Here is a 21,725-nt window from a genome sequence, read left to right as displayed (position 1 = left end):
GGGTGGGCGGGTCCTCCAGCTTGACCACGTCGGAACCGGCCGCCTCCAGCATGGCCAGCAGCGCCGACACCGGGATCTTGACGCCGGTGGCGTTCGGCTCGTCCTGCACGATGACCGGTACCGGGCTGCCCGCGCAGGCCCTGGCGAAGAACGGGGCGAGGCCGTCCACGTCGGGGGCGAGCGGCGGCGCGGCCACCATGGCCCCGGCGGCCCCGTGGGCGGCGGCCTGGCGGATGCGTTCGGCGACGAGCGTCGTGGCGGCGGCCGAGCACCCTGCCGCGAACGGCAGCCGCCCCTCGGCCGCCTTGGCCACGGTGGCGAGCACGCGTTCGCGCTCGTCGTCGGTCAGGCTGGTCACCTCGCCCATCACGCCCAGGATGGTGACGCCGTCGGCGCCCCAGGCGGCGGCCAGTTCCACCGTGCGGGCCAGGCTCGCGGTGTCCAGCGACCCGTCCTCGGCGAACGGCGTCGGGACTATGTACCAAGTGCCGTGGAATGCCGTCATTCCTCAGTACCCCTTTTCCCTGTCGAAGACGTTGCGCAGCGGGCGGCCGGCCAGCCACCTGCGGAGGTTGTCGGTGAACAGCTCGGTCAGCAGGGCGTTCTCGGCGTCCACGGTGGAGGCCGAGTGCGGAGAGACGATCACGTTGTCCATCGCCCACAGCGGCGAGCGGGCGGGCAGCGGCTCCTCGGCGAACACGTCCAGGCACGCCCCGCCGAGCCGGCCGGACGACAACGCGTCCACCAGCGCGGGTTCGTCGATGACCGGCCCCCTGGCGATGTTCACCACCACCGCGCCGGGCGCGAGCGCGGCCAGCTCGGCGAGCCCGATCAGGCCGCGCGTCTCGTCCGTCAGCGGGCAGGCCAGTACGAGCGCGTCCGCGCCGGTCAGCGCCTCGCGGATCTCGGTGAACGACCGGGCCTCGGCGAGGCCGGGGACGTCGTACTCGCGGCCCGGCCGGCCGACCCCCACCACCCGCGCGGAGAGGGCGGCGAACACCTCGGCCACCCGGCGGCCGATCCCTCCGAGCCCGACGACCACTACCCGGCTCCCGGCCAGCGAGCGGGTCGTGTAGCGCTCCCAGTGCCGTCGCGCCTGCCAGCGCCGCAGGTCCGGGACGCCCTTGACGAAGTGCAGCACGCCCATCAGCGCGAACTCGGCCAGCGGTCCCGCGTGCGTGCCCGCCGCCGTGGTGAACACCAGGTCCGAGCCGGCCAGGCCGTGCCGATCGACGAACTGGCCGATGCCCGCGCTGGTGGCCTGCACCCAGCGCAGTTCCGGGCAGTTGGCGGGCATCCGGGCCGGTTCCCACCAGTCGAAGTCGAAGCTGATGTCGGCCTGGGCGAGCAGGTCGCGCCAGCGCCGCAGCTCCGGCTCGGCGAGGCCGGGCCGGACGCCGACGTGGTCGGCGGTGTAGCGCGGGGTGGGCAGCAGGTCAGGTTCGTGCAGCACCTCGACCCGGGGGTCGGTGGCGGCGATGGTCTTGACGTGCTCGGCTTCCAGGGGCGAGGCGATGAGAACCTTGAGGCTCAACGGAGATCCTTGGATTGTCGACAATCGACGATGGGCCAGGACAGTAGCACCCCTTACCGGTCGCTCTCCAGCCCCTGCGGCGACTTTTCTGAGGCCAGCGCGTCGAGCGCGGCCTGTTGCGCGGCGCTCAGCCGGTCGGGCAACGGGGTGAGCGCGTACGCGCCGGTCTCGGTACGGCGCAGCGCGAACGGGTCGGCGATCAACGGACGACGCTCGATCGCCTCGATCGCGCCCGCGACGCGATCCACCGGCAGGTCCAGCGCGGCGGCCAGTTCCGGCACGGTCAGCGGCCGGGCCGCGTGGGCCAGGGCGGCGACCAGCGTCAGCGCGTCGGCCGTGGCGCGCTCGCTGATGCCGCTGCCGTTCATCGCCGCGCTGACCTGGCCGAAGAACCGGCTCATCTGGGTCAGCCGGGCCGCCGCCGGGGTGCCATGGCCCATGATCTCGGCCCCGCGCCGTGCGGCCGTCGCCACCTCGTCGTGGACGCGGGTGTCGGTCCGCCAGGCCCGGGTCCAGGCGTCGTCGCCGATCAGGTACCGTTCCCGGCGGCCACCCGGCACCGGCTCGCGGGTGACCAGCTCCATGGTCTCCAGGTAGCCGATGGTCTTGGACACCGACGCCGGGCTGACCCGCAGGCGGCGGACGAGTTCGGCGGCGGTCAGGCCGGTGGCGTCCGCGGTGAGCAGGCAGGCGAACACCCGCGCGGCCATCCGGGGCAGCCCGGTGCCGGCGAGCAGGGCCGCGAACCCCTCCACGAACTCCCGCACCGGACCGGCGGCGGGCTCCGGGACCGGGGCGGGCCCGCGGCGGCGGGCGCGCGCGCCGGTGGCCCGCTGGGCGCGGTCGGCCGTGTAACCGCAGGGGCCGCCGTTGCGCGCGACCTCCCGGCTCACCGTGGACGTCGGGCGGCCGAGCCTCCTGGCAATCTCGGCGTATCCCGACCCCTCGGCCAGCCAGGCCGCGATGGACCGGCGCTCGTCGTGGGTCAGCCTGCCTCCGGGCATCGGCCCTCCTGTTCGCTGCCTCCAAGTGTGGCGTTCATCCTCAGCACATTGCAACGGTTGATTGCATTAACCGGCAGGGACATTGCAATTATCCACAGTAATTTGTTGACGATTTTGGAAACGCAACGTAGCCTTTCCTTGCTTTGAAACAGCAAGAGGGGACAATGAGCATGCATGTGATGGCGGTTTCCACGGTCGCGGACCAGGACGGGTTCTGGGACGCGCTGAAGAACGCGCACGGCAGGCTGCCCGGCAAGGCCCGGTGGGCCCTGGCCGTGGCGAGCACCGATGGCGGCCGGGCGGTCAACGTCATCGTCCACGACTCGGTGGAGGGCGTGCGGGAGTTCATGGAGGAGTACGCCGGCCCCTTCGCCACCACCGACTACTTCCAGGCCGACGCCGCCAACGCGGTCGGCCTGCCGGAGTAGCGCCCATGGATCTGACCCGTGTCCGCGCCCGGACCGCCGAGCTGCTGGCGGAGTACCGGATCCCGAGCGCGGTGATCGGCGTCCTGTGCGACGGCCGGGTCACCACGTTCGCCGAAGGCGTCAAGGACGTCCGGAGCGGGGAGCCCGCCACCACCGAGACGATCTACCAGATCGGCTCCATGACCAAGACCTGGACCGCGCTCGCCTTCATGCGCCTGGCCGACGAGGGCAGGGTGGACCTGGACGAACCGGTCCGTACCTACCTGCCCGGCTTCCGGGTCGCCGACCCCGAGGCCAGCGCCAAGGTCACCCCGCGCCACCTGCTCGATCACACGAACGGCATCGAGGAGAGCTTCGGCGATCCCGGCGAGGGCGACGATGTGCTGGAACGGATGGTCGCGGGCATCGCCGACGCTCCACAGGTCCACCCGCTCGGGCAGACCCACGGGTACAGCGCGGCCCTCGGCTACGCGATCCTCGGCCGGATCATGGAGGTGGTCGAGGGCGCGCGCTGGGACGACATCATGCGCGACCGCCTGTTCGGCCCGCTCGGGCTGACCGGCACGAGCACCCGCCCCGGCCAGGTGGACCGGGGCCGCGCCGCCACCGGGCACATCGTCCGCTCCCGGGCGGAGGGGCCGATCGGCACGCCGCTGCCGTACCTGCCGCGCGCCTTCGGCCCCGGCGGCAACGTCAATTCCACGGCCGGTGACGTGCTCGCGCTCGCGTACGTCCTGCTGAACGGCGGAAAGGCCCCGGACGGCACGCGGATCGCATCGCCGGAGGCCGTTTCGGAAATGACCCGCTCGCGGGTGCCGGTGCCCGATCCCTACATGTTCGGACCGGAGTGGGGGCTCGGCCTGATCGTGTGCGACTGGCATGGCCATCCGGTTTACGCGCACGACGGCAGCACCGTCGGCCAGAACGCTCGGCTGCGCATTCTTCCCAATTCCGGCATCGCGCTGACGATGCTCACGAACGGCGGGCCGCGCGAGCCCTTCTACCGGGAGGTGTTCAACGAGATCCTGGCCGAGTCGGGCGCGGTCACCATCCCTGGCCTGCCCAAACCCGTTCCGGGCGGGAGGATCGACCTTTCCGCGTACGTGGGCGTCTATGAACGGCCCGGCACCCGCTACGAGGTGACGGCGGAAGACGGGCGGCTGTATCTCACGTTCGCGATGAACGCGATGGAGGCGCGGTTTCTCGGCAAGCCCGAGCGGGTCAGGCGCGAACTGCTGCCGGTCGGCGAAACGCATTTCCTGATGCCCTCCGACGACCCGCTGGAGGACACCCAGACCGTCGCAATCTACGATTTCACGGACGGCGGCCCGGCACGCTACCTGCACACCAACTGCCGGGTGAACCCGAGAACCGGCTGAGCCCCGCCACCCGCGTATCCTTCTGTTAACACGGCGGACGGCCGAAGTTAACGGCCGCACGTATATCGTCGGCTATCCGGGTGACCGGCTGGTTCCTGGCACTCAGAAAGCCCTCCGGTCAGTGGTGGCTGACGGGGACATGCCACCCCGCCATCGTGCCGAAACGAACAGACTTGCAGATCTCACTCTAGTTCACCCTCGGCGCTGTGGTTCCGGGTCAGCCGACTCCCAAGGGACCGAGGAAACGACGGTGGTATTCGGTATCAGCATCGACTCGATCGTCGCCGTCCTCAGCCTGGCGATCCCGGCCATCGCGTTCGCCTGGGAGTTCGTCGTCGTCCGCCGCAAGCGGCTCGGTTACCGCGTGCAGATGGACACTCTCGCCACGGACACGGCACACGCGCCCGGCGCCGACGTGCTGGCGCGGATGCACAAGAACGGCAGGGAGTTGCAGGAGCCGTCGTTCGTCCTGCTACGGATCGAGAACGCCGGGCGAAAGGAGATCGTCGAAAGCGACTATCTGGCCGCCGAAGACGACAAGACCGGCATCCGTGTAACGTTCCGGCAGCGCCAGGTGGTCGGCATGGCGGTGACCGAGCTGAGTCAACCGGAATTGCGCGATTTCTTCATCACCCACAATGCCAAGGGCGAGCCCATCGAGACCGAGGGCTTCGGGAGCGGCGAGGAGGACGGGGCGGGCGTCATCAGGCTGCCCAAGGTGAAGCTCAACCGCAAGGCGCACTACAAGGTCTTGGCCGTGTTGGAACGCAAGACCGGGCGGCCGGGGAGCGAGTTCCCCGATCCGGAGTTCCGCGCCGACGTGAGCGGACGGCATGACCGCTGGCTGGGCCGGTTCCGCTCGCCCTCCCAGCTCAAACTGGCGGCGACCGAGAGCCACCCGTTCGCCTCCAAGCCGGCGCTGCTCCTCATCGGTCTGCTGACCGCGGCAGTCGTGATCCAGTCGAGCGTCACATTGTTCTTCCGGCCGGTACCCCCGCCGCTGGACTGCGTGGGCGGCACCCTGTACCTGCACGGTTCCACCGCCTTCGGGCCCGCCGTGCGCCGGGCCGCCGAGACGTACGTGAGCCTGTGCCAGGGCAAGGGGGCCAGAATCCCCATCGATGACGGGACCTTCCTCGGCAGCACCCCGGGGCTCAGCGCGCTGGAGCGGGCCGGGAAGCAGGCCAAGCTCCCCGGCACGACCGGCCTCGGCGACCACATCGCCTTCACCGACGGCCCGGCCGAGGGCTCCCACCCCCAGGTGCTCTCCCGCCCGGTCGCCTACTCCGCCTACACCCTCGTCGTCAACAAGAAGGCGAAGGTTCGCAACCTCTCCCTGGCCCAGATCCGCGAGATCTACGCCCAGAAGATCACCGACTGGTCCGAGGTCGGCGGCGCTCCGATTCCCATCAAGTTCGTCGGCCGGAACCGCGGCTCCGGTACCCGGACCGCCCTGGTGCGGCGCGTCCTGGCCGACGCGAACGGCAGGCCCGGCGAAGTGCCCCCGCCCACCGTCAACGACTGCGCCAAGCTGACGTCCGAGAACGGCTCCTGCGAGGTGGAGAGCACGCAGACCCTGCTGCAGAAGGTGGCCGAGATCGACGGCGCGCTCGGCTACAGCGAGGCGAGCAGCGTCTCGGGAGCCCCCGACGTCGTGCGACTGCGCATCGACCAGAAGCAGGCGACGCTGGACGGCATCGAGAAGGGCGGCTACCCCTACTGGCAGACCGAGTTCGCCTACACCTTCGGCGAGCTGCCCGCCGGCTCCATCGGGGCCGCCTTCCTGCAATACCTCACCGACCAGGGCGGTAAGAACATCCTGCGGAGGTTCGGCAACCGCCCCTGCTCCGAAACCGAGTATCCGCTGGTGTGCGAGCCGCGCGACCGTTTTCCCGGCTGATGTCACATTCCGCCACGCCAAGCCCTCCTAGGAGGTGAGACAAGCGGGAAAGGGATGAACGTGTTGAAAAAGATCGTTGTGGTGGGCGGCGGGCTCGCCGGGCTCACCGCGGCCATCACGGCCGCAGAGGCCGGGGCCGAGGTGACGCTGTACGAGGCGCACCGGGAGGTCGGCGGCCGGGGCCGGGCGACGAGCGGGCCGTACGTCGCGCACGAGGGCGCGCACGTCTTCTACGCCGACGGACCGCACTGGGGCTGGATGGTCAAGCGCGGGCTGACCGGGCCGCTGGGCAAGCCGCCGCTCCGGCAGATGATGCAGATCGGCTTCATCCGCGAAGGGCGGATGCACCGCCTCCCGCCGCTCGGGTTCCTGCGCATGATGCTCACCCACGGCGGCCGGCCCATCGCGCCCATCGACCAGGACTTCCACTCCTGGGCATCGGCCCGGTACGGCGAGGAGACCGCCAGAGCGGCCGCGAACGCGATCAGCGTCGTGACCTTCGACGCCGACACCGGCCGGCTGTCGGCGGCCTTCGTGTGGGACCTGCTGTGGCGGGTCTTCGCGCCCAAGCCGCCCGCGGTCCGCTGGGTGATCGGCGGCTGGCAGGCGGTCATCCGGCGGATGGAGGCCCACGCCCGGCGACTGGGGGTGCGGATCGAACTCGAATCCAGGGTCACCGAACTCCCGAAGGAGCCCACGATCGTGGCGACCGAGCTGTCGTCCGCGCGCGGGCTGCTCGGCGACTCCTCGCTGCGCTGGGAGGGCGGCAACTGCGTGATGCTCGACCTCGCGGTGCGGTCCGGGCCGCGGGACTGGTTCATCTGCTGGGACCTGGACACCGGCGGGTTCCATGAGAGCTACTCCATGCAGGACCCGACGACCGCGCCCGCGGGCGAGACGCTGTTCCAGCTCGACATGCCCATCCAGAAGGGCGAGAGCAGGGCCGACGCGCGGGCCAGGGTGGAGGCGTTCGCCGACCTGGCGGTGCCGGGCTGGCGGGAGCGGGTGACCTGGCAGCGTTCGGCGGCCGCCAAGGGTCGTACCGGGGCCCTGGACCTGCCGGGGTTCACCTGGCGGGACCGCCCGGCGATCGAGCGCGGCGACGGGGTGTTCCTGGCCGGTGACATGGTCGCGGCCCCGGGCATGCGCGGCGAGATCTCCATGAACAGCGCGGTGCGGGCGGCGCAGGGCGCGCTCCGGGCGGCCACCGGCATGAGCCGGTCCACCTCTTAGCCTTGGGCGAAGGATTGATCGCCCGTCGGGCGGGCACCACCTCGGGTATGGCTTTTCTTACCGTTCAGGTCAATGATGTGGAGCATCACCTTGACCTGGATACGCGTACTTCGCTGCTCGACCTGCTGCGCGAGCGACTGCGGCTGACCGGCTCGAAAAAGGGCTGTGACCACGGTCAATGCGGGTCGTGCACCGTTCTGGTGGACGGCAGGCGGGTCAACTCCTGCCTGCTCCTCGCGGTGGCCTGCGACGGGTCGCAGGTGACCACGGTCGAGGGGCTGGCCGGCGGCGACGGGTTGCATCCGGTACAGGAGGCGTTCATCGAGCAGGACGCCTTCCAGTGCGGCTACTGCACGCCGGGGCAGCTCTGTTCCGTCGTGGGGATGCTGGACGAGGGCGGGCCGAGCGCGATCACCGAGGACCTGAGCACGGAGCCGGTGCTGGACGCCGCGGAGATCCGCGAGCGGATGAGCGGGAATCTTTGCAGGTGCGGGGCGTACGTCAACATCGTGGCCGCCATCGAGCAGGCCGCCGGCGTCGCCGCGCCGGTCGCGCAGGCGGAGGCGGTGCGGTGAGACCGTTCGACTACGTGCGGGCCGGCGACGGGCGGCAGGCGGTCGGCCTGCACGAGCCGGGCACGATGTACCTCGCCGGCGGCACCAACCTGGTGGACCTCATGCGGCTCGGGGTGGCCGAGCCCGACCGCCTGGTGGACGTCGGCCGCCTGCCGTACGACCGGATCGAGCCGGTGCCGGACGGCGGCGTGCGGATCGGCGCGACCGTGCGCAACAGCGACCTCGGCGCGCACCCCGACATCCGGCGGCGCTACCCCATGCTCGCGCGGGCCGTGCTCAGCGGCGCGTCCGGGCAGGTGCGGAACATGGCCACGGTCGGCGGCAACCTGCTGCAACGCACCCGATGCGGCTACTTCCAGGACGTCTCCAAGCCCTGCAACAAGCGCGCGCCCGGTACCGGATGCCCCGCCATCCCCGGCGAGCACCACAATCTCGCCATCGTCGGGCATTCCGACTCCTGCGTGGCCACCCACCCCTCCGACATGGCCGTGGCCCTGACCGCGCTCGACGCGCGCGTCCACGTCACCGGCACCGGCGGCGACCGGGTCGTGCCGATGCCCGGCCTGCACCGCCTGCCCGGTACCGACCCCCAGCGGGACACCGTGCTCGAACCGGGCGAACTGATCACCACCGTCGAACTTCCCGCCCCGCCGGTCGGCCGGTCCACGTACCGCAAGGTGCGCGAGCGGGCGTCGTTCGCGTTCGCGCTGGTGTCGATCGCGGCCCTGCTCGACATCGACTCCGACGGCATCGTGCGCGAATGCCGGCTGGCGCTGGGCGGCGTGGCCCACGTACCGTGGCGGGCGGCCCGCGCCGAGGACGCGCTGATCGGCTCGGTCGCGGGCGAGGAGGCGTACGCGGCGGCGGCCGACGCCGAACTCGCGCTCGCCCGGCCGCTGCCGCGCAACGCCTACAAGGTCGCGCTGGCCCGCAATCTGATCACCTCCACCCTCCGGGAGCTGGCGCCATGAACCGCGTCGAGGGACGAGACAAGGTCACCGGCCAGGCCACGTACGCCTACGAGTACGACGTCGAAGGGGTCGCCTACGCGTTCGTGGTCCAGTCGGCCATCGCCAAGGGCCGGATCAGGTCGCTGGACGCGAGCGCGGCGCTGACCACGCCCGGCGTACTCACCGTGCTCTCCAGCGCCGACCGGCCCGAACTGGGCGACACCGACGATCCGGAACTGGCGGTGTTCCAGGGCCCGGAGATCGCCTACCACGGGCAGGCGGTGGCCGTCGTGGTGGCCGAGACGCTGGAGGTCGCGCGGGAGGCGGCCCGGACGGGCGTGCGGGTCGAGTACGACGAGGAGCCGCACGACGTACGGCTGCGCCCTGACCACCCCGGCCTCTACCGGCCGAAGGTCGTCAACCCCGGCTTCCCCTCGCGTACCGAGAAGGGCGACGTGGAGGCCGGGCTGGCCGACGCGGTTGTGACGGTGGACGAGGTCTACACGACCCCCGCGCTGCACAACAACGCGATGGAACCGCACGCGACCATCGCGGTGTGGGGGCCGGACGGCGATCTGACCCTCTACGACTCGACGCAGGGGCCGACCGGCCACCGGGACATCACCGCGCGGGTCCTGGGGCTGCCGCCGGAACGGGTGCGGGTGGTGTCCCGGCACGTCGGCGGGGGGTTCGGTTCCAAGGGCACGCCACGGCCGCAGGCGGTCATCGCGGCGCTGGCCGCGCGGGCGGCGGGCCGGCCGGTGAAGCTGACGCTGACCCGGCACCAGATGTACGACATGACCGGCTATCGCACCCCGACGATCCAGCGGGTCAGGCTCGGCGCGGACGCCCAGGGCCGGCTCACCGCCCTCGACCACGACGTGGCCGAGCAGAGTTCGACACTGAAGGAGTTCGCCGAGCAGACCACGGTGGTCTCGCGGGTCATGTACGCCACGCCCGCGCTGCGCACCGACCACCACCTGGCGCGACTGGACGTGCCCACCCCCTCCTGGATGCGCGCGCCCGGCGAGACCCCGGGCATGTTCGCACTGGAGTCGGCGATGGACGAACTCGCCATCGCCGCCGGGATGGACCCGATCGAGCTGCGGATCACCAACGAGCCGGACGCCGAACCGGGCAGCGGCCGGCCGTACAGCTCCAGGAACCTGGTCGCCTGCCTGCGCGAGGGCGCGCACCGGTTCGGCTGGGCGCGCCGCGACCCCGAGCCCGGCATCCGGCTGGAGGGGCGGTGGCTGGTCGGCACCGGGGTGGCTTCCTCGACATATCCGGCATATCGCCGTCCCACGTCGGCGTCGGTGAGCGTGCTCAACGGCGACTTCATCGTCCGGGTCGCCGCGGTGGACATCGGCACCGGCGCGCGTACCGCCCTGACCCGCATCGCCGCCGACGCCCTCGGCGCCTCGCCCGAACAGGTCCGCGTCGAGATCGGCGACAGTGACCTGCCCAAGGCCACCCTGGCCGGCGGCTCCATGGGCACCGCCTCCTGGGGCACCGCCGTGGTCCGCGCCTGCGAGGCCCTGCTCAAGAACGGCGGCAAGGAGGCCACCGCCGACACCACCGACGAGGTCGGCGAGGCCGCCGACTTCGCCCGGCACGCCTTCGGCGCGCAGTTCGCCGAGGTCCGCGTCCACGCCGACACCGGCGAGGTACGCGTCTCCCGCCTCCTCGGCGTCTTCGCCGCGGGCCGCATCATCGCCCCGAAACTGGCCCGCTCACAGTTCATCGGCGGCATGACGATGGGCCTCGGCATGGCCCTGATGGAACAAACCATCACCGACCCGGACTTCGGCGACTTCCTCACCGACGACCTGGCCCAGTACCACCTCCCGGCCTGCGCCGACGTACCGGCCATCGAGGTCGCCTGGATCGACGAGGAGGACCCCTACCTGAACCCGATGGGCAGCAAGGGCATCGGCGAGATCGGCATCGTCGGCACCGCCGCCGCCATCGCCAACGCCGTCCACCACGCCACCGGCCACCGCATCCGCCACCTCCCCATCACCCCGGACAAACTACTCATCTGAGGCGCTACACCTGCTCACACACCCGGCGGGCCATCACCTTCGCCGGCATGGGCCGAGCCGAACCGAGCCGGACCCACTCGGCCCCCTCACGCGCGCCACGGCCGGAAAGTCGGTCTCGGCGTTCTCCGCGGCCACCGACACCTGCGGCACCTGCTCAAGGCGCCTGGCCAGGCTGATCGCGTACGTCGGCGTGGCAGGGTGTCGGCGTGGGCCGGTAGGCTCCGCCGACATGGGCAAACTGGTCCGCGACAAGATCCCGGACATCATCCGCCGGAGTGGAAGGACACCGGTGGTGTCCGTCCTGGACGAGACCGACTACCGCGCGGCCCTGATCGCGAAGCTGTTCGAGGAGTCCACCGAGCTGAGCGAGGCGGGCCACGACGAGGTGGCGGCGGAGATCGGCGACGTCCTGGAGGTCCTGCGCGCGCTCGCCGCCGCCCACGGGTACGGCTGGGACGACATCGAGCGGATCGCGGACGCCAAGCGCGACGAACGCGGCGCCTTCGCCGACCGCCTCTACCTCGGGTGACCCGGGCCGCGCGGTGGCGAGGTGTGACCTCTAAGGAACAATTCCCGTCATCCTCACTATACGAAGTACCATGAATACCTATAGTGATGGGGCAATGCCGTTCGAGGTAAGGACAATGGGATGCGGCTGCCCGGAACCACCGCTTTGATCACAGGATCCACCGGAGGTATCGGAAGGGCGATAGCGCGACGCCTCGCCGGTCAGGGGGTGAAGGTCGTGCTGAGCGGCCGGCGCGCCGACCTCCTCACCCGGCTCGCCACCGAGCTCGACGCGCGGGCGATCCCCGCCGACCTCTCCAAGCCGGACGGCCCGCGCGAGCTGCTCAGCCAGGCCGGACCGGTCGACATCCTGGTCGCCAACGCCGCGGTAATGCCCGCCGCACACGCGGCCGATCTGGCCGTCGACGACATCGACGGCTGCCTGAACGTCAACCTGCGCGCCCCGATCGTCATGGCCTGCGCCGCGGCCGAGCAGATGATGGCCGCCAAACGCGGCCACCTGGTGTTCATGAACTCCATGTGCGGCAAGACCGCACAGTGCTGCTCGTCGCTGTACAACGCCACCAAGTTCGGCCTGCGCGGCTTCACCCAGGCTCTGTCCGCCGACCTCCGCCCCCACGGCATCGGCGTCTCGGCGATCCACCCCGGCTTCGTCCGCGACGAGGGCATGTTCGCCCGCTCCGGCGTACCGCTCCCACCGGGCGTCGGCTCCGTCACCCCAGAAGACGTCGCCCGCGCCGTCCAACGCGCCATCCGCACCAACGCCCTCGAAATCAACGTCGCCCCTGCCATGTTCCGCTTCGGCGCCACCCTCGCCGGCGTCTCCCCCCGCCTCTGGGCCCGCTGGCAACGCGCCAGCGGCGCCGAACGCCTCTCCCAGGCCCTAGCCGCCTCCGCCCGCAACCGCGGCTCCGCCCTCCTCTAACCCCACCCAACCCGGCGGCCCTCACTCATATCCACCATCCCCGTCCCTGGCACCTGGTCGACCGCCCGCCAGGGACGGCTTGGTAGGCGCAGCCGGATTAACCGGGACGCCCACGAGTGCTCTAGGCGTGGTACCAAAACCACATCGGATCACGTCGCGGCTATCACCCAGAGGATGGAGACATACTTAGCGTGGACCAATTCTGTGATGTTCACGGTGATAGCGAGTATAGGTAGCGTCAATCGGATGCTTGACCGTAAGCTCGCAGATCACTACATCATTCACTTGATCAATTACGTTGAAGTTCTCGCTAATGGTGATCGCCCCATAGCGAAACAGCTCTGCATGGTTAGGGCAAAGGCATAGCATGTTCCGGCTCACACTAGGACCATTATGGGGGCGCTCCAGGTCCTGTATATAAACTACGGTGGCGATCCTGGACCCACCCACCGACTGCAAAACAGTATCACATATCTGGCACGCATAATCGTATAGCTGCTTTATTCTGACCGCTTCTATAGAAGCTGCGTACCGCCGATTATCGGGCCGTCTACCTCCTCGATCGACCCCATGAGACACAGCGCGCCACGCAACTAGATCAGATATGTTCTCGACCTGCTCTAGTTTAAACTGCAGAATCATGGGCCCGTCGACGCCTTGCTGAGTCCAGTAGTCAGTAACCGTGAACAAACCATCATAGCTGTATCCAGTCGGGGGAGAATAATCTGGATCCCCTCCAGCACCCCGCACCACGCGTACTGGATACCCTGTCTCCATGCTTCTTATTAGTGCAGCATTTCCCGAATCTTCCAGCGATTGATCGGATATCTGCACACCCGTGTTAGGATCCCGTCCGCCATGACCTGTATAAAAGATCGTCGTGCCGTAGTCTCGGTCATCACGATAGCCACCCGACACTACGATTGACTCAGCTCCACCACGCTCCGCTGTTCCACAGATACCAGCCTGCAGTGGACGATGTATCTTGGCGTCGTGGAGCTCACGACGACTTGCGAAGAGGGTGCCTTCTTCAACTCCTTGTATAGGCCCATAGCCCGCTTCCCAAACCTTCTCGTTACCTGCACAATTGAAGAACAGTGGGATATCCTCGCTAAGATCACCATCTCGCCGTTGGGGCATAGGAAGCCCCTTTTCAATAAGGGCAGTCCGTACGTGATCAAAAATTTTGCCCACTGTTAGCAATGGCGGCTCTCCGGGGAGACCACCCTGAATAATACTAATCAGCTCGCCGGTAAATGCAGTATACTCATGCCCTTCCGGGGCTAGCGATGCTTTATTCTCAGCCGTGGACGCAATCAGATAAGTACCTGTAACTGCAGCGCTGTTAACAACTCGCACCGTCGGCTCATCGCCAGACCCCATCTCACCGAATGCGCGCCCACTGTAGCAGCAGTCAAGGATGACAATCTTTCGCTTGGCGCGACTATTCCTTATCTCGCTTCTTAAATAGCCATACGCCGTGGACTTATACATCGCCGCGCGATCCGCGTTGACCAGGGCGAGGTAGAGATCGTTTCCTTCCGAGTGAATTTGGCCGTGGCCGGCGAAGTAGACGATTAGGGTATCGGTCGCCTTATCGGCCGCTTCCCTTACAGGGTCGAGCATTTCAGGGTTGGTCGTCGGATCACTAACGACAATACAATTGTCTGCCGGAAGGCCGCACAGCTTCTTATCCATCAGTAGCTCACGCAGGCGTACTAAGTTGTTATGAACAGCAGGCAACTTCGGCAACATCGTATATTGGCTCGTCCCAATGAGGACAGCATAGGAATCCTGTACAGCAAACGGCTCACTCATTTTTTATTCAGCGCCTTCAATATCTTTACTGCTATCTCCGGGTCGGTGTCGTCTACAACCACTTTAGTGTCGCCACTTTCGATAGTTATCATGGGTCGCTGCCTACGCGTCTGACGCCATGCGGATATAGCTGCGACAATACCAGGGAGCTGCAAGCCGCTAGCAATAACAAGCGAAATCAAATCGAGCGCATCACCCATTGCCCCTGCTTCGAGAGGTCGATGAACTAGCGAAATGGTCGCATTGGGACGAACTTCTTGATCATTACGCAGCCAAGCGTAGAGTGACTTCATTTCTTGGTCGGCATAATCGCCTGAGAGCCGAACGTTTACCTGCATCTGACTATCTCCTTCAGCAGCCCAGGGCAAGACGTGACATATCAACAATAGCGCCACAGAGTCGCGATCGCACTCAGATCCAGCCATTCGGGCGAATGGGATATTTCGGGATACGCTACGTCAGTCGCTCCCTCCACGCCTCTGTGAAGCCTGTTGTGGTCGAGCTACTTCCTATAACCCTGCCTGACCCACAGGTTGGAGGCCAGACTCTGAGCCACGCGTCGTGACGAGCAAGGGGCCGTTGCACACCCTTCGCCACAAAGAGGTCTAGGCGAGTATGTCTTGAGTCACGAGCTGGCCAGTCGCGTGGTTGTGCCAGGTGGCGGCGGTAAGGGCAAGAATGCACTGAGCAATCAGGGAGCCACCCCCGATCGGCGTGCGGCCGTCGTGCAGTTCCAGGTCGACCTGGCCTTGAGGCTGTCGTTGGCCGATTCGACGAGCCGGCGGATGGGTTTGAGCAGGCGCTTGCCGGGGCGGGGCGGAGGGCGCAACAGACGTACGTCGCTCTCGGCCAGGAAGGCATCCAGTTCTGCGGAGATGTACTTATTGTCGGCGATGTTCAGGGGGGCCAGGGCCCAGGCGCTCGATAGTCCGGCGCGGGTGCAGCTCAGATGCAGGCGCAGGCGCAGCCCCTGAAACCAGCGGGAGCGGCAGCGGCAGTAGCCGTACCTGGCCTAGCCGTCCAGGTCCGAACCCTTGGCGGTGGGCCGGGATCGACTGGCCCTACTACTCCGACAAACCATAACAGTATGGGAACAGCATCCAAGTCTCGGCCGCTCCGGACGGAACGACCTGAAGGGGGCACGTATGTGAGGCATCATCCGCCGATCTGGTGGCGCTCGCCAATAGGGCGTATACCTGTTCGGAGCTGGTGCCGGATAGGGGGTGCAACAAGCCGCAGTCGCAGGGGGCGGCCAACTGTGCGCATGCAGGGTCCGCGGCCCTGGCGAACGCGCCACGCGGTAGTGAAAGCCTGGTGCCTCCTGCGCAAGCTTCGCTGCTGCCCGCTTCCTTCGGCTAGCAGCAGCATCGAGGGGGGGTGTAAAACAGCGTTGTGATCACGCCAATCAGTGACGACTTGGACAGTCGAGTGCGCGCGGCCGCTATGTCCTGGCTTCGTCAGCGCTGCACAGCCGCGAACCCGGTCATCCGCCGCGATGAGCTCCTCCGGTTCCAGTTCGAGGGGCGCACACTCCCGCTCATCGATAACCGGCTCGGCATCCGGAAGCCACGGGGTATGGTCGCAGCGTTGTCGATCCTCACAACGTACACTTCTGATAGCGCCCGTGCGCAATATGACGATACAGTAGGCCCAGACAGCATATTGCGTTACAAATTTCAAGGTGATCCTCGACACTACACCAACACAAGCCTTCGCAAGGCGCTTGAGCTTCAGGTCCCGCTGTTGTGGTTCTATGGCATTCAACAAAGCCTCTATCTGCCGTTCTTTCCAGTATGGATTGTCGCCATAGAACCTGAGCTTTCCCAGGTCGCGGTGGTGCTGGACGAAGCTCAGCGACACCTCGAGCTCGACCGGCCGATTAGTCTTGTAGAGCGCCACTACGCCGAGCGAATAACTAAGCAGCGCCTCCACCAGCCGATCTTCCGGCAACGAGTGATCGAGGCATACCAGACTAGATGTGCGATCTGCCACTTACGGCACCGTTCCCTGCTCGATGCCGCGCACATTGAGCCCTTTTCACCGGGTTTCGCGGAGTTGTAGTACGAGGATGGCCTTGACGAGTTGACCTGCGCGGCGCGGGCAGCAGCGGAGTTTGCGCAGGAGGTGCCAGGTCTTCAGTTGGGCGTTGGCGCGTTCTCCGGGTCCGCGGAGCTTCGCGTGGGCGGAGTTGGCATCCTTTTGAGACTGCGGCTTGTCTTTGCCCTTGTAGGGCACCAGGACGTGCTCACCGGCGCCGACGTAGGCCTTGTCGGCGAGGGTGACCAGCCCGGATGCCTTCAGGCGGCGTAGGATGCCCCAGATCCGGGCGGCCGTCAGGTCGTGGGTGGAGCCTGGCAGGGAACCGGAGGTCCACAGCGGTGTGCCGTCCGGGGCGGCCAGGACCTGGATGTTCATACCGTGCCTTTTGTGTTTGCCGGAGTAAAAGGGGCGGTCGGCGGCCACGCGGTCGATCGGGATGAGCGTGCCGTCCAGGATGAGGTAGGGATATCCCGCGCGTTCGGCGGCGCGCAGGGCCTGATCCAGGCGGGGTGAGCGGGCGGCGAGCAGGGCGATGGCCTCGGTGACGTAGCGCCAGGCGGTGGCCAGGCCGATGGCGAAGCCGGCGGCGAGTTCGGCGTAGGTCTCGCCTTTGCGCAGGTGGACCAGGACGAGCATGGCTTGCCGGCCGGGGGTGAGGCGGCGTGGTGTGGAGTTGATCTGCCGCCGGTGTCGTCGCAGGATGCCGGCCAGGTAGTTCAGGGTGTGGGATGACAACGGCAGCGCAGCACGGTAAAACAGCACATGGGCCCCTGGGTAGCGGTTGATCTTGGTCGACAACCCTTCTACCAGGGGCCTCTCTACTTCTCGATCAAGAACGTGGACCCGCAACCAGCCTGTGACCTGTGCTCCCACGGTGAAAAACGCTCACTGTGGGCACCGAGCCACACGCGGATTCTGAACGTTCCCCGCTTCCATCGGCCGGAAAGGGTGTGCTTGATGGCATTCGCGGCGATTTCGGTGGTGAGGAGGCGGAGATTGTAGATGAGGGTGTCGTCCTCGGCGGATTCGGGATGCTCGATAGCAAGCCATCGAACGGTATAAATACGGACATCGCTTATGATGTCGGTACGCCCGGGAAAGCGCATCTCGCCGATCATTCGCATTTCGCGTGCTGCCATCCTCACCACCTGCGTGCTCGCTCGGTACTCCGATAACCACCCCGAACACTGCCGGGGCCGGGCTACCTTGGTTGCGCGAACAACGCAGAGCGAATCCCAGAGTTCTGCTGGCACGCGGCCAGGAGAGCTGGAACGGGAGGCACTGATGCCAGCACCCAAAGAGCTCGACCCAACCATCGGCCCGGCGGCCCGTTTCGGCGCGGCATTACGCCAGCATCGAATCGAGGCGGGTCTTACACAGGTTCAGCTCGCAGACGTCATTGGGTACAGCAAAAGCCGAATCGGCAATGTGGAGCGGGGTGACGAGAACCCGACCCGGCAGTTGGTCGAGCTGTGCGAAAGGGCCCTCGGCCTGGACGGCGAACTCCTCGCCCACTGGCCCGCCGTGAGCGGCAAGGGCGTGGCCGAATGGTTCCGCCAGTGGCCCCCGATCGAACAACGGGCCGACAAGCTCCTCACCACGGCTCCGTTGATCGTCCCCGGGCTGGTGCAGACCGAGGAGTACGCCCGCGCGACCTTCGCAGGCGAGCCAGATGCGACCCCGCAGAAGGTCGAGGAGGCCGTCCAAGCGAGGATGGCAAGGCAGGCCATATTCGACGGGTCGACACCCCCGCACTTCCTTGCAGTGCTGGACGAGGGCATCCTCTACCGCCCGATCGGGAACGGGTCCGTGACGCTGCGACAACTGAAGCACCTCATCACACTGACCGACGCCGCATGGTTCACACTCCAGGTCCTTCCATATGAAGCCGCCTGCACCGCCATGCTGGCCGGCTCTGTTCTCCTGGCCCAGAAGAACGGAACTACAACAGCCGCATACATCGAATCGGCTCTGCATGGGCGGGTCATCGACCAACCAGATCAGATCAAGCGAGTTGTGGATCGACTCGAATGCGTGCGAAGTACGGCGCTTCCCGAGTACTTGTCAGTTCAGCGCATCAAGGAGAGGGTGGCGGCATGGAACTGAACGAGGAAATCCGCAGAGAGATCGCCGAGCCGAGCGGATGGATTACCGCGTCCAGCGGCCAAGGCGGTGACTGCCTGGAAGCCAAACACCTCTCCGACGGCCGCATCGCCCTCCGCGACACCGAGCAACCCGACACCCACCCCTGGATCCTCCGCCGCGCCGTCTGGGACAAGTTCATCACCGGCGCCAAGAACGGCCTCTTCGACTGACCCCACGGCCCCGGCAACACCCCGGGGCCGCCACACATTCTCCCTACTACAGACAGTTGTGTTAAATAAACGAACAGTTACCATCGGGTGTACCTGCTGAGGAGGAAGCAAGGAACCTCCGCCACAACCACCTCTCAGCAGCAAGGAGACCCCCGTGGCCTACGACAGCACCCAGCAGAAGTTCACCATCCTGTTCAACTGGTTCGACCAGACCCATGACGGCCGGCTCACCCGCGCCGATTTCGAGCAGACAGGCGAAGTCTTCGCCGCGGTCGTCCCCGACGGCGACGAAGAGAACAAACGCCCTCCGCAACGCCTTCACCCGCTGGTGGGACGCCTTGGTCGAAGCGGGCGCCCCAGACGCCCGCCAAGAGGTGGGCCTGCCGCCCGAGACAAGGAACAGATATGATCTTAGTGCGTGTTTGAGAAGATCGTTCATGTCCGGCGTGGCGGCATGACGAGACATGCCGATACCGCCAAAGTGGCTCAATGCCTCCCGATCGCTACCCCTCCGATCTGACCGACGCCCAATGGGAACTGATCGAGCCGCTGCTGCCCGAGCCGAACACCGGCGGACGCCCGGAAAAGCACCCGCGCCGGGAGATCGTCAACGCCATCCTCTACGTCGTGCGATCGGGATGCCCATGGCGGTACCTGCCCACCGACCTGCCGCCCTGGCAGACCGTGTACTGGTACTTCCAGCAATGGGAGGCCGCCGGCGTCACCGAAACCCTGCTGACCGAGCTGCGCGTCAAAGCCCGCCGCGCCGACGGCCGCGCCGATGAACCCTCCGCCGGGCTCATCGACTCCCAAAGCGTCAAAGGCGCCGACACCGTGGGCCGCTCCACCCGCGGGTACGACGCCGGGAAGAAGATCAACGGGCGCAAGCGATTCATCGTCACCGACACCACCGGCCTGCTCATCACGGTCGCGGTGATGGCCGCGAGCTGGCAGGATCGCGACGGCGCCAAGACCGCGCTGCTGTCGGCCTACCTGACCACCCCGATCCGGCACGTGTTCGCCGACCAGGGGTTCGCCGGGCGGCTGGTCGACTGGACCCGCGACCGGCTGCGCACCACCCTGGAGATCGTGCGCAAGCCCGCGGACAAGCCCGGCTTCAACCTCATCGCCCGGCGCTGGGTGGTGGAACGGACCTTGGCCTGGCTGACCGCCTGCCGCCGCCTGGCCCGTGACTACGAACGCGACCCGGCCGTCTCCGAGGCGCTGATCCGCTGGGCCGCCATCGCGGGGATGGCCCGCCGCCTCACCCGGGGCGGACCCGCACGACGCCAACCCCGCTACATCTGCCCTTGAGCTCTAAACGATCTTCTCAAACACGCTCTTAGCGACCTACTTGACTTCCATCCCCTCGATATGAAAATCGCGGCGTAGTTCCTCCACTAGGCGCCTTTTCGCGGATTTCACCACACCGCGCGCCCACCAGTTCTGCATACGCGGGAACGCGTCTGGGAGAAGAAGTGCTCGAAATCTTTCGTCCAGCGTCACTACGACCGCACGGAGCTGGGCTAGCTCAGGGAACTTCTGCAGCCCCGCATCGGTCATGGCCTTCTCCAGATCAGCCCTTACGGTCAGATCATTGAAGTAGTCTTCGGCTTCACCCGAATAGCCCTGTTCACATTGCTCAACGAACGTCGCCCAAAGGGCCAGAAGCGCATCAGGCTCGGTGTCACGCCACCGGCCCATCGCCTTGACGAGCCTTGAAAACTCCTCGCGAAAAGAGCCGCCGGGTTGGATCATCGATCCAGCTCGCCTGTGAAGTATTCGAGAGGGTTGTCTGGCCTGAAGTAGGTCGTGATGACTCTCCCACGCCGCATGCCCAACCTCCCCTGGGAATCCAGGCGAATAATGTCGCCGTTGCTCCGGATGGTTTCACGGGCACCCGCCGGACACGTGACAGGGCACATTAGGCTTCGTGCATCCGCGACGTACCTCTCAAACCCATCCTCCGTATCGTATTCTGGCATATCTGGCTGACGAGTGGGCCTACCGCGATCATCAAGCCCAAGAACATGCTTGTCGTACTTCTCGTCGGCGACGCCAGGCGCGAAGTCGCAGTTGTGGACGAGGACTGGGGTGGTGCCTGCGAGGACGTGGTAGGTGTGGGTGTCGGCGATGGTGAAGTTGTGGACGCGTTGTTTGGCGGTTGATGTCTTGATCGCGGTGATCTGGACGTACGTGCCGGCGCTCGTACGCAGCCACATGCCGGGTTTGAGCTGGTCGGCCTTGAGCCACTTGTGTTCGCTTTGCACCCAGATGGGGTGGCCGTCGGTGGCGACCAGGTCGCTGGTGGCGGTGCCCCTGTCCCCGTCGGTGTCGATGGTGAGGGTGAGGGTGACGAGGTTCTTTTTGCCCTCGCCCTCGATCAGGCGGACCACCGGTTTGGCCGAGGTTTCGGCGGTTTCGGGGTCGGTGGCGAGGACTTGTTCGCCGAGGGCGACGTCCTCGATGGGCTTGGCCGTGCCGTTGGCCAGGAGGACGAGGGTGCCGGTGGCGAAGCTGTTCGGGCAACTGTCGGCCTTGGTGCCGCGGGACTTGGGGTCGGGGGCCTTGGGTTTGGTCTTGGCCTTTGCCTTGGCGGCCATGGCCTTGGCTCTCGCCGCGGCTTCGGCGGCGAGTTTCTTGGCCAGGGCGTCGGCGGCGGCCTTGGCGGCGGCGCGTTTGGCCGCGGCTTCGCGGGCGGCTTTGGCGGCGGCGGCCTTGGCGGCCTCGGCTGCCTTCTGGGCTCCTCGGAGGATGGCCCTTGCCCACCTGATCTGCTGGAAGTAGGTGATGACGGCCTTGCCGGCCTTCCAGATGGCCTCGATGATCTTCGGGGCTTTGAAAATCTTGCCCCAGGGCAGCGCGCCGACGATCATCGACACACAAGCGCCCAGGTCGCCCTTGAGGCAGCTCAGGACGTCGTTGACCCCGAGGATCTCCATCAGGATCTGGCCGCCTGCCTCCAGGACCACGTCCAGCAGGCTCTTGTTCTGGAGCTGCTGGGCCTTGGCCACGTCCTCCGGGCTGGGGCCGGGGTCGGCCTCCTGGCCG

General features: G+C 67.1%; 23 protein-coding genes and 1 pseudogene. 14 read left to right on the top strand and 10 right to left on the bottom strand.

The features are described from left to right. The 3 genes from C1I98_RS13920 to C1I98_RS13910 form a co-directional block, all read right to left on the bottom strand. On the bottom strand, window positions 1-505 hold a 505-nt coding region (locus C1I98_RS13920), incomplete at its 3' end, for a dihydrodipicolinate synthase family protein (RefSeq protein ID WP_146607428.1). A 3-nt stretch (window positions 506-508) separates the two neighbouring features. Next, the gene (locus C1I98_RS13915; protein WP_199536931.1) at window positions 509-1,534 is read right to left on the bottom strand and encodes a D-2-hydroxyacid dehydrogenase; all 1,026 of its coding nucleotides are present in this window, start codon (window positions 1,532-1,534) and stop codon (window positions 509-511) included. A 53-nt stretch (window positions 1,535-1,587) separates the two neighbouring features. After that, on the bottom strand, window positions 1,588-2,538 hold the full coding sequence (locus C1I98_RS13910) for a GbsR/MarR family transcriptional regulator (protein WP_111167587.1): 951 nt from the start codon (window positions 2,536-2,538) through the stop codon (window positions 1,588-1,590). Window positions 2,539-2,717: 179 nt separating this feature from the next. On the opposite strand from C1I98_RS13910, the gene C1I98_RS13905 reads away from it, so the two are divergent. The 9 genes from C1I98_RS13905 (at window position 2,718) to C1I98_RS13865 (ending at window position 12,501) form a co-directional block, all read left to right on the top strand. Continuing rightward, on the top strand, window positions 2,718-2,966 hold the full coding sequence (locus C1I98_RS13905; RefSeq protein WP_199536930.1) for a hypothetical protein: 249 nt from the start codon (window positions 2,718-2,720) through the stop codon (window positions 2,964-2,966). A gap of 5 nt (window positions 2,967-2,971) precedes the next feature. Further along, entirely contained in the window at window positions 2,972-4,345 is a 1,374-nt protein-coding gene (locus C1I98_RS13900) for a serine hydrolase (RefSeq protein WP_111167585.1), read from the top strand. 250 nt (window positions 4,346-4,595) lie between these two features. Next, window positions 4,596-6,245 (top strand): PstS family phosphate ABC transporter substrate-binding protein, encoded by a 1,650-nt coding sequence (locus C1I98_RS13895; protein ID WP_199536928.1) that lies wholly within the window; start codon window positions 4,596-4,598, stop codon window positions 6,243-6,245. 60 nt (window positions 6,246-6,305) lie between these two features. Then, a complete protein-coding gene (locus C1I98_RS13890; protein WP_111167590.1) occupies window positions 6,306-7,478 on the top strand; it encodes an FAD-dependent oxidoreductase in 1,173 nt (390 codons plus the stop codon). Between the two features lie 47 nt (window positions 7,479-7,525). After that, window positions 7,526-8,053 carry a 2Fe-2S iron-sulfur cluster-binding protein gene (locus C1I98_RS13885; RefSeq protein WP_111167583.1) on the top strand — a complete coding sequence of 176 codons (528 nt, stop codon included), beginning with the start codon at window positions 7,526-7,528 and terminating at the stop codon, window positions 8,051-8,053. Continuing rightward, window positions 8,050-9,024, top strand: coding sequence for an FAD binding domain-containing protein (locus C1I98_RS13880; RefSeq protein WP_111167582.1), 975 nt, complete (start codon window positions 8,050-8,052; stop codon window positions 9,022-9,024). Before C1I98_RS13885 ends, C1I98_RS13880 begins: the two co-directional genes overlap by 4 nt. Then, window positions 9,021-11,048, top strand: a complete 2,028-nt coding sequence (locus tag C1I98_RS13875) for a xanthine dehydrogenase family protein molybdopterin-binding subunit (protein ID WP_111167581.1) — start codon at window positions 9,021-9,023, stop codon at window positions 11,046-11,048. The genes C1I98_RS13880 and C1I98_RS13875 overlap by 4 nt, the downstream gene beginning before the upstream one ends. A gap of 229 nt (window positions 11,049-11,277) precedes the next feature. Then, on the top strand, window positions 11,278-11,577 hold the full coding sequence (locus C1I98_RS13870) for a nucleoside triphosphate pyrophosphohydrolase (protein WP_111167580.1): 300 nt from the start codon (window positions 11,278-11,280) through the stop codon (window positions 11,575-11,577). A 120-nt stretch (window positions 11,578-11,697) separates the two neighbouring features. Further along, window positions 11,698-12,501 carry an SDR family NAD(P)-dependent oxidoreductase gene (locus C1I98_RS13865; RefSeq protein ID WP_111167579.1) on the top strand — a complete coding sequence of 268 codons (804 nt, stop codon included), beginning with the start codon at window positions 11,698-11,700 and terminating at the stop codon, window positions 12,499-12,501. A 186-nt stretch (window positions 12,502-12,687) separates the two neighbouring features. On the opposite strand, the gene C1I98_RS13860 is transcribed toward C1I98_RS13865, so the two are convergent. The 3 genes and pseudogenes from C1I98_RS13860 to C1I98_RS46340 all read right to left on the bottom strand — a co-directional run. Beyond that, window positions 12,688-14,319, bottom strand: a complete 1,632-nt coding sequence (locus C1I98_RS13860) for a caspase, EACC1-associated type (protein ID WP_111167578.1) — start codon at window positions 14,317-14,319, stop codon at window positions 12,688-12,690. Beyond that, entirely contained in the window at window positions 14,316-14,657 is a 342-nt protein-coding gene (locus tag C1I98_RS40480; protein WP_146607427.1) for an effector-associated constant component EACC1, read from the bottom strand. The genes C1I98_RS13860 and C1I98_RS40480 overlap by 4 nt, the downstream gene beginning before the upstream one ends. Window positions 14,658-14,924: 267 nt before the next feature. Next, window positions 14,925-15,373, bottom strand: a pseudogene (locus tag C1I98_RS46340) (transposase family protein); the annotation flags it as partial. Between the two features lie 338 nt (window positions 15,374-15,711). Between C1I98_RS46340 and C1I98_RS40475 the strand changes: the two are divergent. Next, complete coding sequence (locus C1I98_RS40475) at window positions 15,712-16,380, top strand: hypothetical protein (RefSeq protein ID WP_146607426.1); 669 nt, start codon at window positions 15,712-15,714, stop codon at window positions 16,378-16,380. On the opposite strand, the gene C1I98_RS13850 is transcribed toward C1I98_RS40475, so the two are convergent. Then, a complete protein-coding gene (locus C1I98_RS13850; RefSeq protein WP_111167589.1) occupies window positions 16,357-17,121 on the bottom strand; it encodes a transposase family protein in 765 nt (254 codons plus the stop codon). The two genes, C1I98_RS40475 and C1I98_RS13850, sit on opposite strands and share 24 nt — an antisense overlap. A 56-nt stretch (window positions 17,122-17,177) precedes the next feature. Further along, window positions 17,178-17,498, bottom strand: a complete 321-nt coding sequence (locus C1I98_RS41375; RefSeq protein WP_158558028.1) for a hypothetical protein — start codon at window positions 17,496-17,498, stop codon at window positions 17,178-17,180. Window positions 17,499-17,643: 145 nt separating this feature from the next. Between C1I98_RS41375 and C1I98_RS13845 the strand changes: the two genes are divergently transcribed. The 4 genes from C1I98_RS13845 to C1I98_RS13830 all read left to right on the top strand — a co-directional run bounded on the left by C1I98_RS13845 (window position 17,644) and on the right by C1I98_RS13830 (window position 19,988). Then, window positions 17,644-18,465, top strand: a complete 822-nt coding sequence (locus C1I98_RS13845) for a helix-turn-helix domain-containing protein (RefSeq protein ID WP_158558027.1) — start codon at window positions 17,644-17,646, stop codon at window positions 18,463-18,465. Beyond that, the gene (locus C1I98_RS13840; protein ID WP_111167575.1) at window positions 18,456-18,674 is read left to right on the top strand and encodes a DUF397 domain-containing protein; all 219 of its coding nucleotides are present in this window, start codon (window positions 18,456-18,458) and stop codon (window positions 18,672-18,674) included. The genes C1I98_RS13845 and C1I98_RS13840 overlap by 10 nt, the downstream gene beginning before the upstream one ends. A gap of 154 nt (window positions 18,675-18,828) precedes the next feature. Further along, window positions 18,829-19,083: a hypothetical protein gene (locus C1I98_RS13835; RefSeq protein WP_111167574.1), complete on the top strand. Its 255-nt coding sequence runs from the start codon at window positions 18,829-18,831 to the stop codon at window positions 19,081-19,083. Window positions 19,084-19,163: 80 nt separating this feature from the next. Beyond that, window positions 19,164-19,988: an IS5 family transposase gene (locus C1I98_RS13830; protein ID WP_111167573.1), complete on the top strand. Its 825-nt coding sequence runs from the start codon at window positions 19,164-19,166 to the stop codon at window positions 19,986-19,988. A gap of 36 nt (window positions 19,989-20,024) precedes the next feature. Here the strand turns inward: C1I98_RS13830 and C1I98_RS13825 are convergent, their stop codons facing one another. Beyond that, window positions 20,025-20,432, bottom strand: coding sequence for a hypothetical protein (locus C1I98_RS13825; protein WP_199536926.1), 408 nt, complete (start codon window positions 20,430-20,432; stop codon window positions 20,025-20,027). Beyond that, window positions 20,429-21,725 (bottom strand): polymorphic toxin-type HINT domain-containing protein (locus C1I98_RS13820; protein ID WP_233507852.1); only part of this gene is annotated, 1,297 nt, incomplete at its 5' end. The genes C1I98_RS13825 and C1I98_RS13820, both read right to left, overlap by 4 nt.

The sequence above is a fragment of the Spongiactinospora gelatinilytica genome, from assembly GCF_003236385.1.
Taxonomy (GTDB): domain Bacteria; phylum Actinomycetota; class Actinomycetes; order Streptosporangiales; family Streptosporangiaceae; genus Spongiactinospora; species Spongiactinospora gelatinilytica.
Note: the sequence above shows the minus strand (reverse complement) of the source record. Positions and strands in the feature narration are given on the sequence as shown.

What these genes read in the sequence shown, in the direction of transcription:
- C1I98_RS13910 (WP_111167587.1), bottom strand. Translation starts at nt 2,538, where the DNA reads ATGCCCGGAGGCAGGCTGACCCACGACGAGCGCCGGTCCATCGCGGCC.
- C1I98_RS13905 (WP_199536930.1), top strand. Translation starts at nt 2,718, where the DNA reads ATGGCGGTTTCCACGGTCGCGGACCAGGACGGGTTCTGGGACGCGCTG.
- C1I98_RS13900 (WP_111167585.1), top strand. Translation starts at nt 2,972, where the DNA reads ATGGATCTGACCCGTGTCCGCGCCCGGACCGCCGAGCTGCTGGCGGAG.
- C1I98_RS13885 (WP_111167583.1), top strand. Translation starts at nt 7,526, where the DNA reads ATGGCTTTTCTTACCGTTCAGGTCAATGATGTGGAGCATCACCTTGAC.
- C1I98_RS13875 (WP_111167581.1), top strand. Translation starts at nt 9,021, where the DNA reads ATGAACCGCGTCGAGGGACGAGACAAGGTCACCGGCCAGGCCACGTAC.
- C1I98_RS13870 (WP_111167580.1), top strand. Translation starts at nt 11,278, where the DNA reads ATGGGCAAACTGGTCCGCGACAAGATCCCGGACATCATCCGCCGGAGT.
- C1I98_RS13865 (WP_111167579.1), top strand. Translation starts at nt 11,698, where the DNA reads ATGCGGCTGCCCGGAACCACCGCTTTGATCACAGGATCCACCGGAGGT.
- C1I98_RS13860 (WP_111167578.1), bottom strand. Translation starts at nt 14,319, where the DNA reads ATGAGTGAGCCGTTTGCTGTACAGGATTCCTATGCTGTCCTCATTGGG.
- C1I98_RS40480 (WP_146607427.1), bottom strand. Translation starts at nt 14,657, where the DNA reads ATGCAGGTAAACGTTCGGCTCTCAGGCGATTATGCCGACCAAGAAATG.
- C1I98_RS41375 (WP_158558028.1), bottom strand. Translation starts at nt 17,498, where the DNA reads ATGGCAGCACGCGAAATGCGAATGATCGGCGAGATGCGCTTTCCCGGG.
- C1I98_RS13845 (WP_158558027.1), top strand. Translation starts at nt 17,644, where the DNA reads ATGCCAGCACCCAAAGAGCTCGACCCAACCATCGGCCCGGCGGCCCGT.
- C1I98_RS13840 (WP_111167575.1), top strand. Translation starts at nt 18,456, where the DNA reads ATGGAACTGAACGAGGAAATCCGCAGAGAGATCGCCGAGCCGAGCGGA.
- C1I98_RS13830 (WP_111167573.1), top strand. Translation starts at nt 19,164, where the DNA reads ATGCCTCCCGATCGCTACCCCTCCGATCTGACCGACGCCCAATGGGAA.
- C1I98_RS13825 (WP_199536926.1), bottom strand. Translation starts at nt 20,432, where the DNA reads ATGATCCAACCCGGCGGCTCTTTTCGCGAGGAGTTTTCAAGGCTCGTC.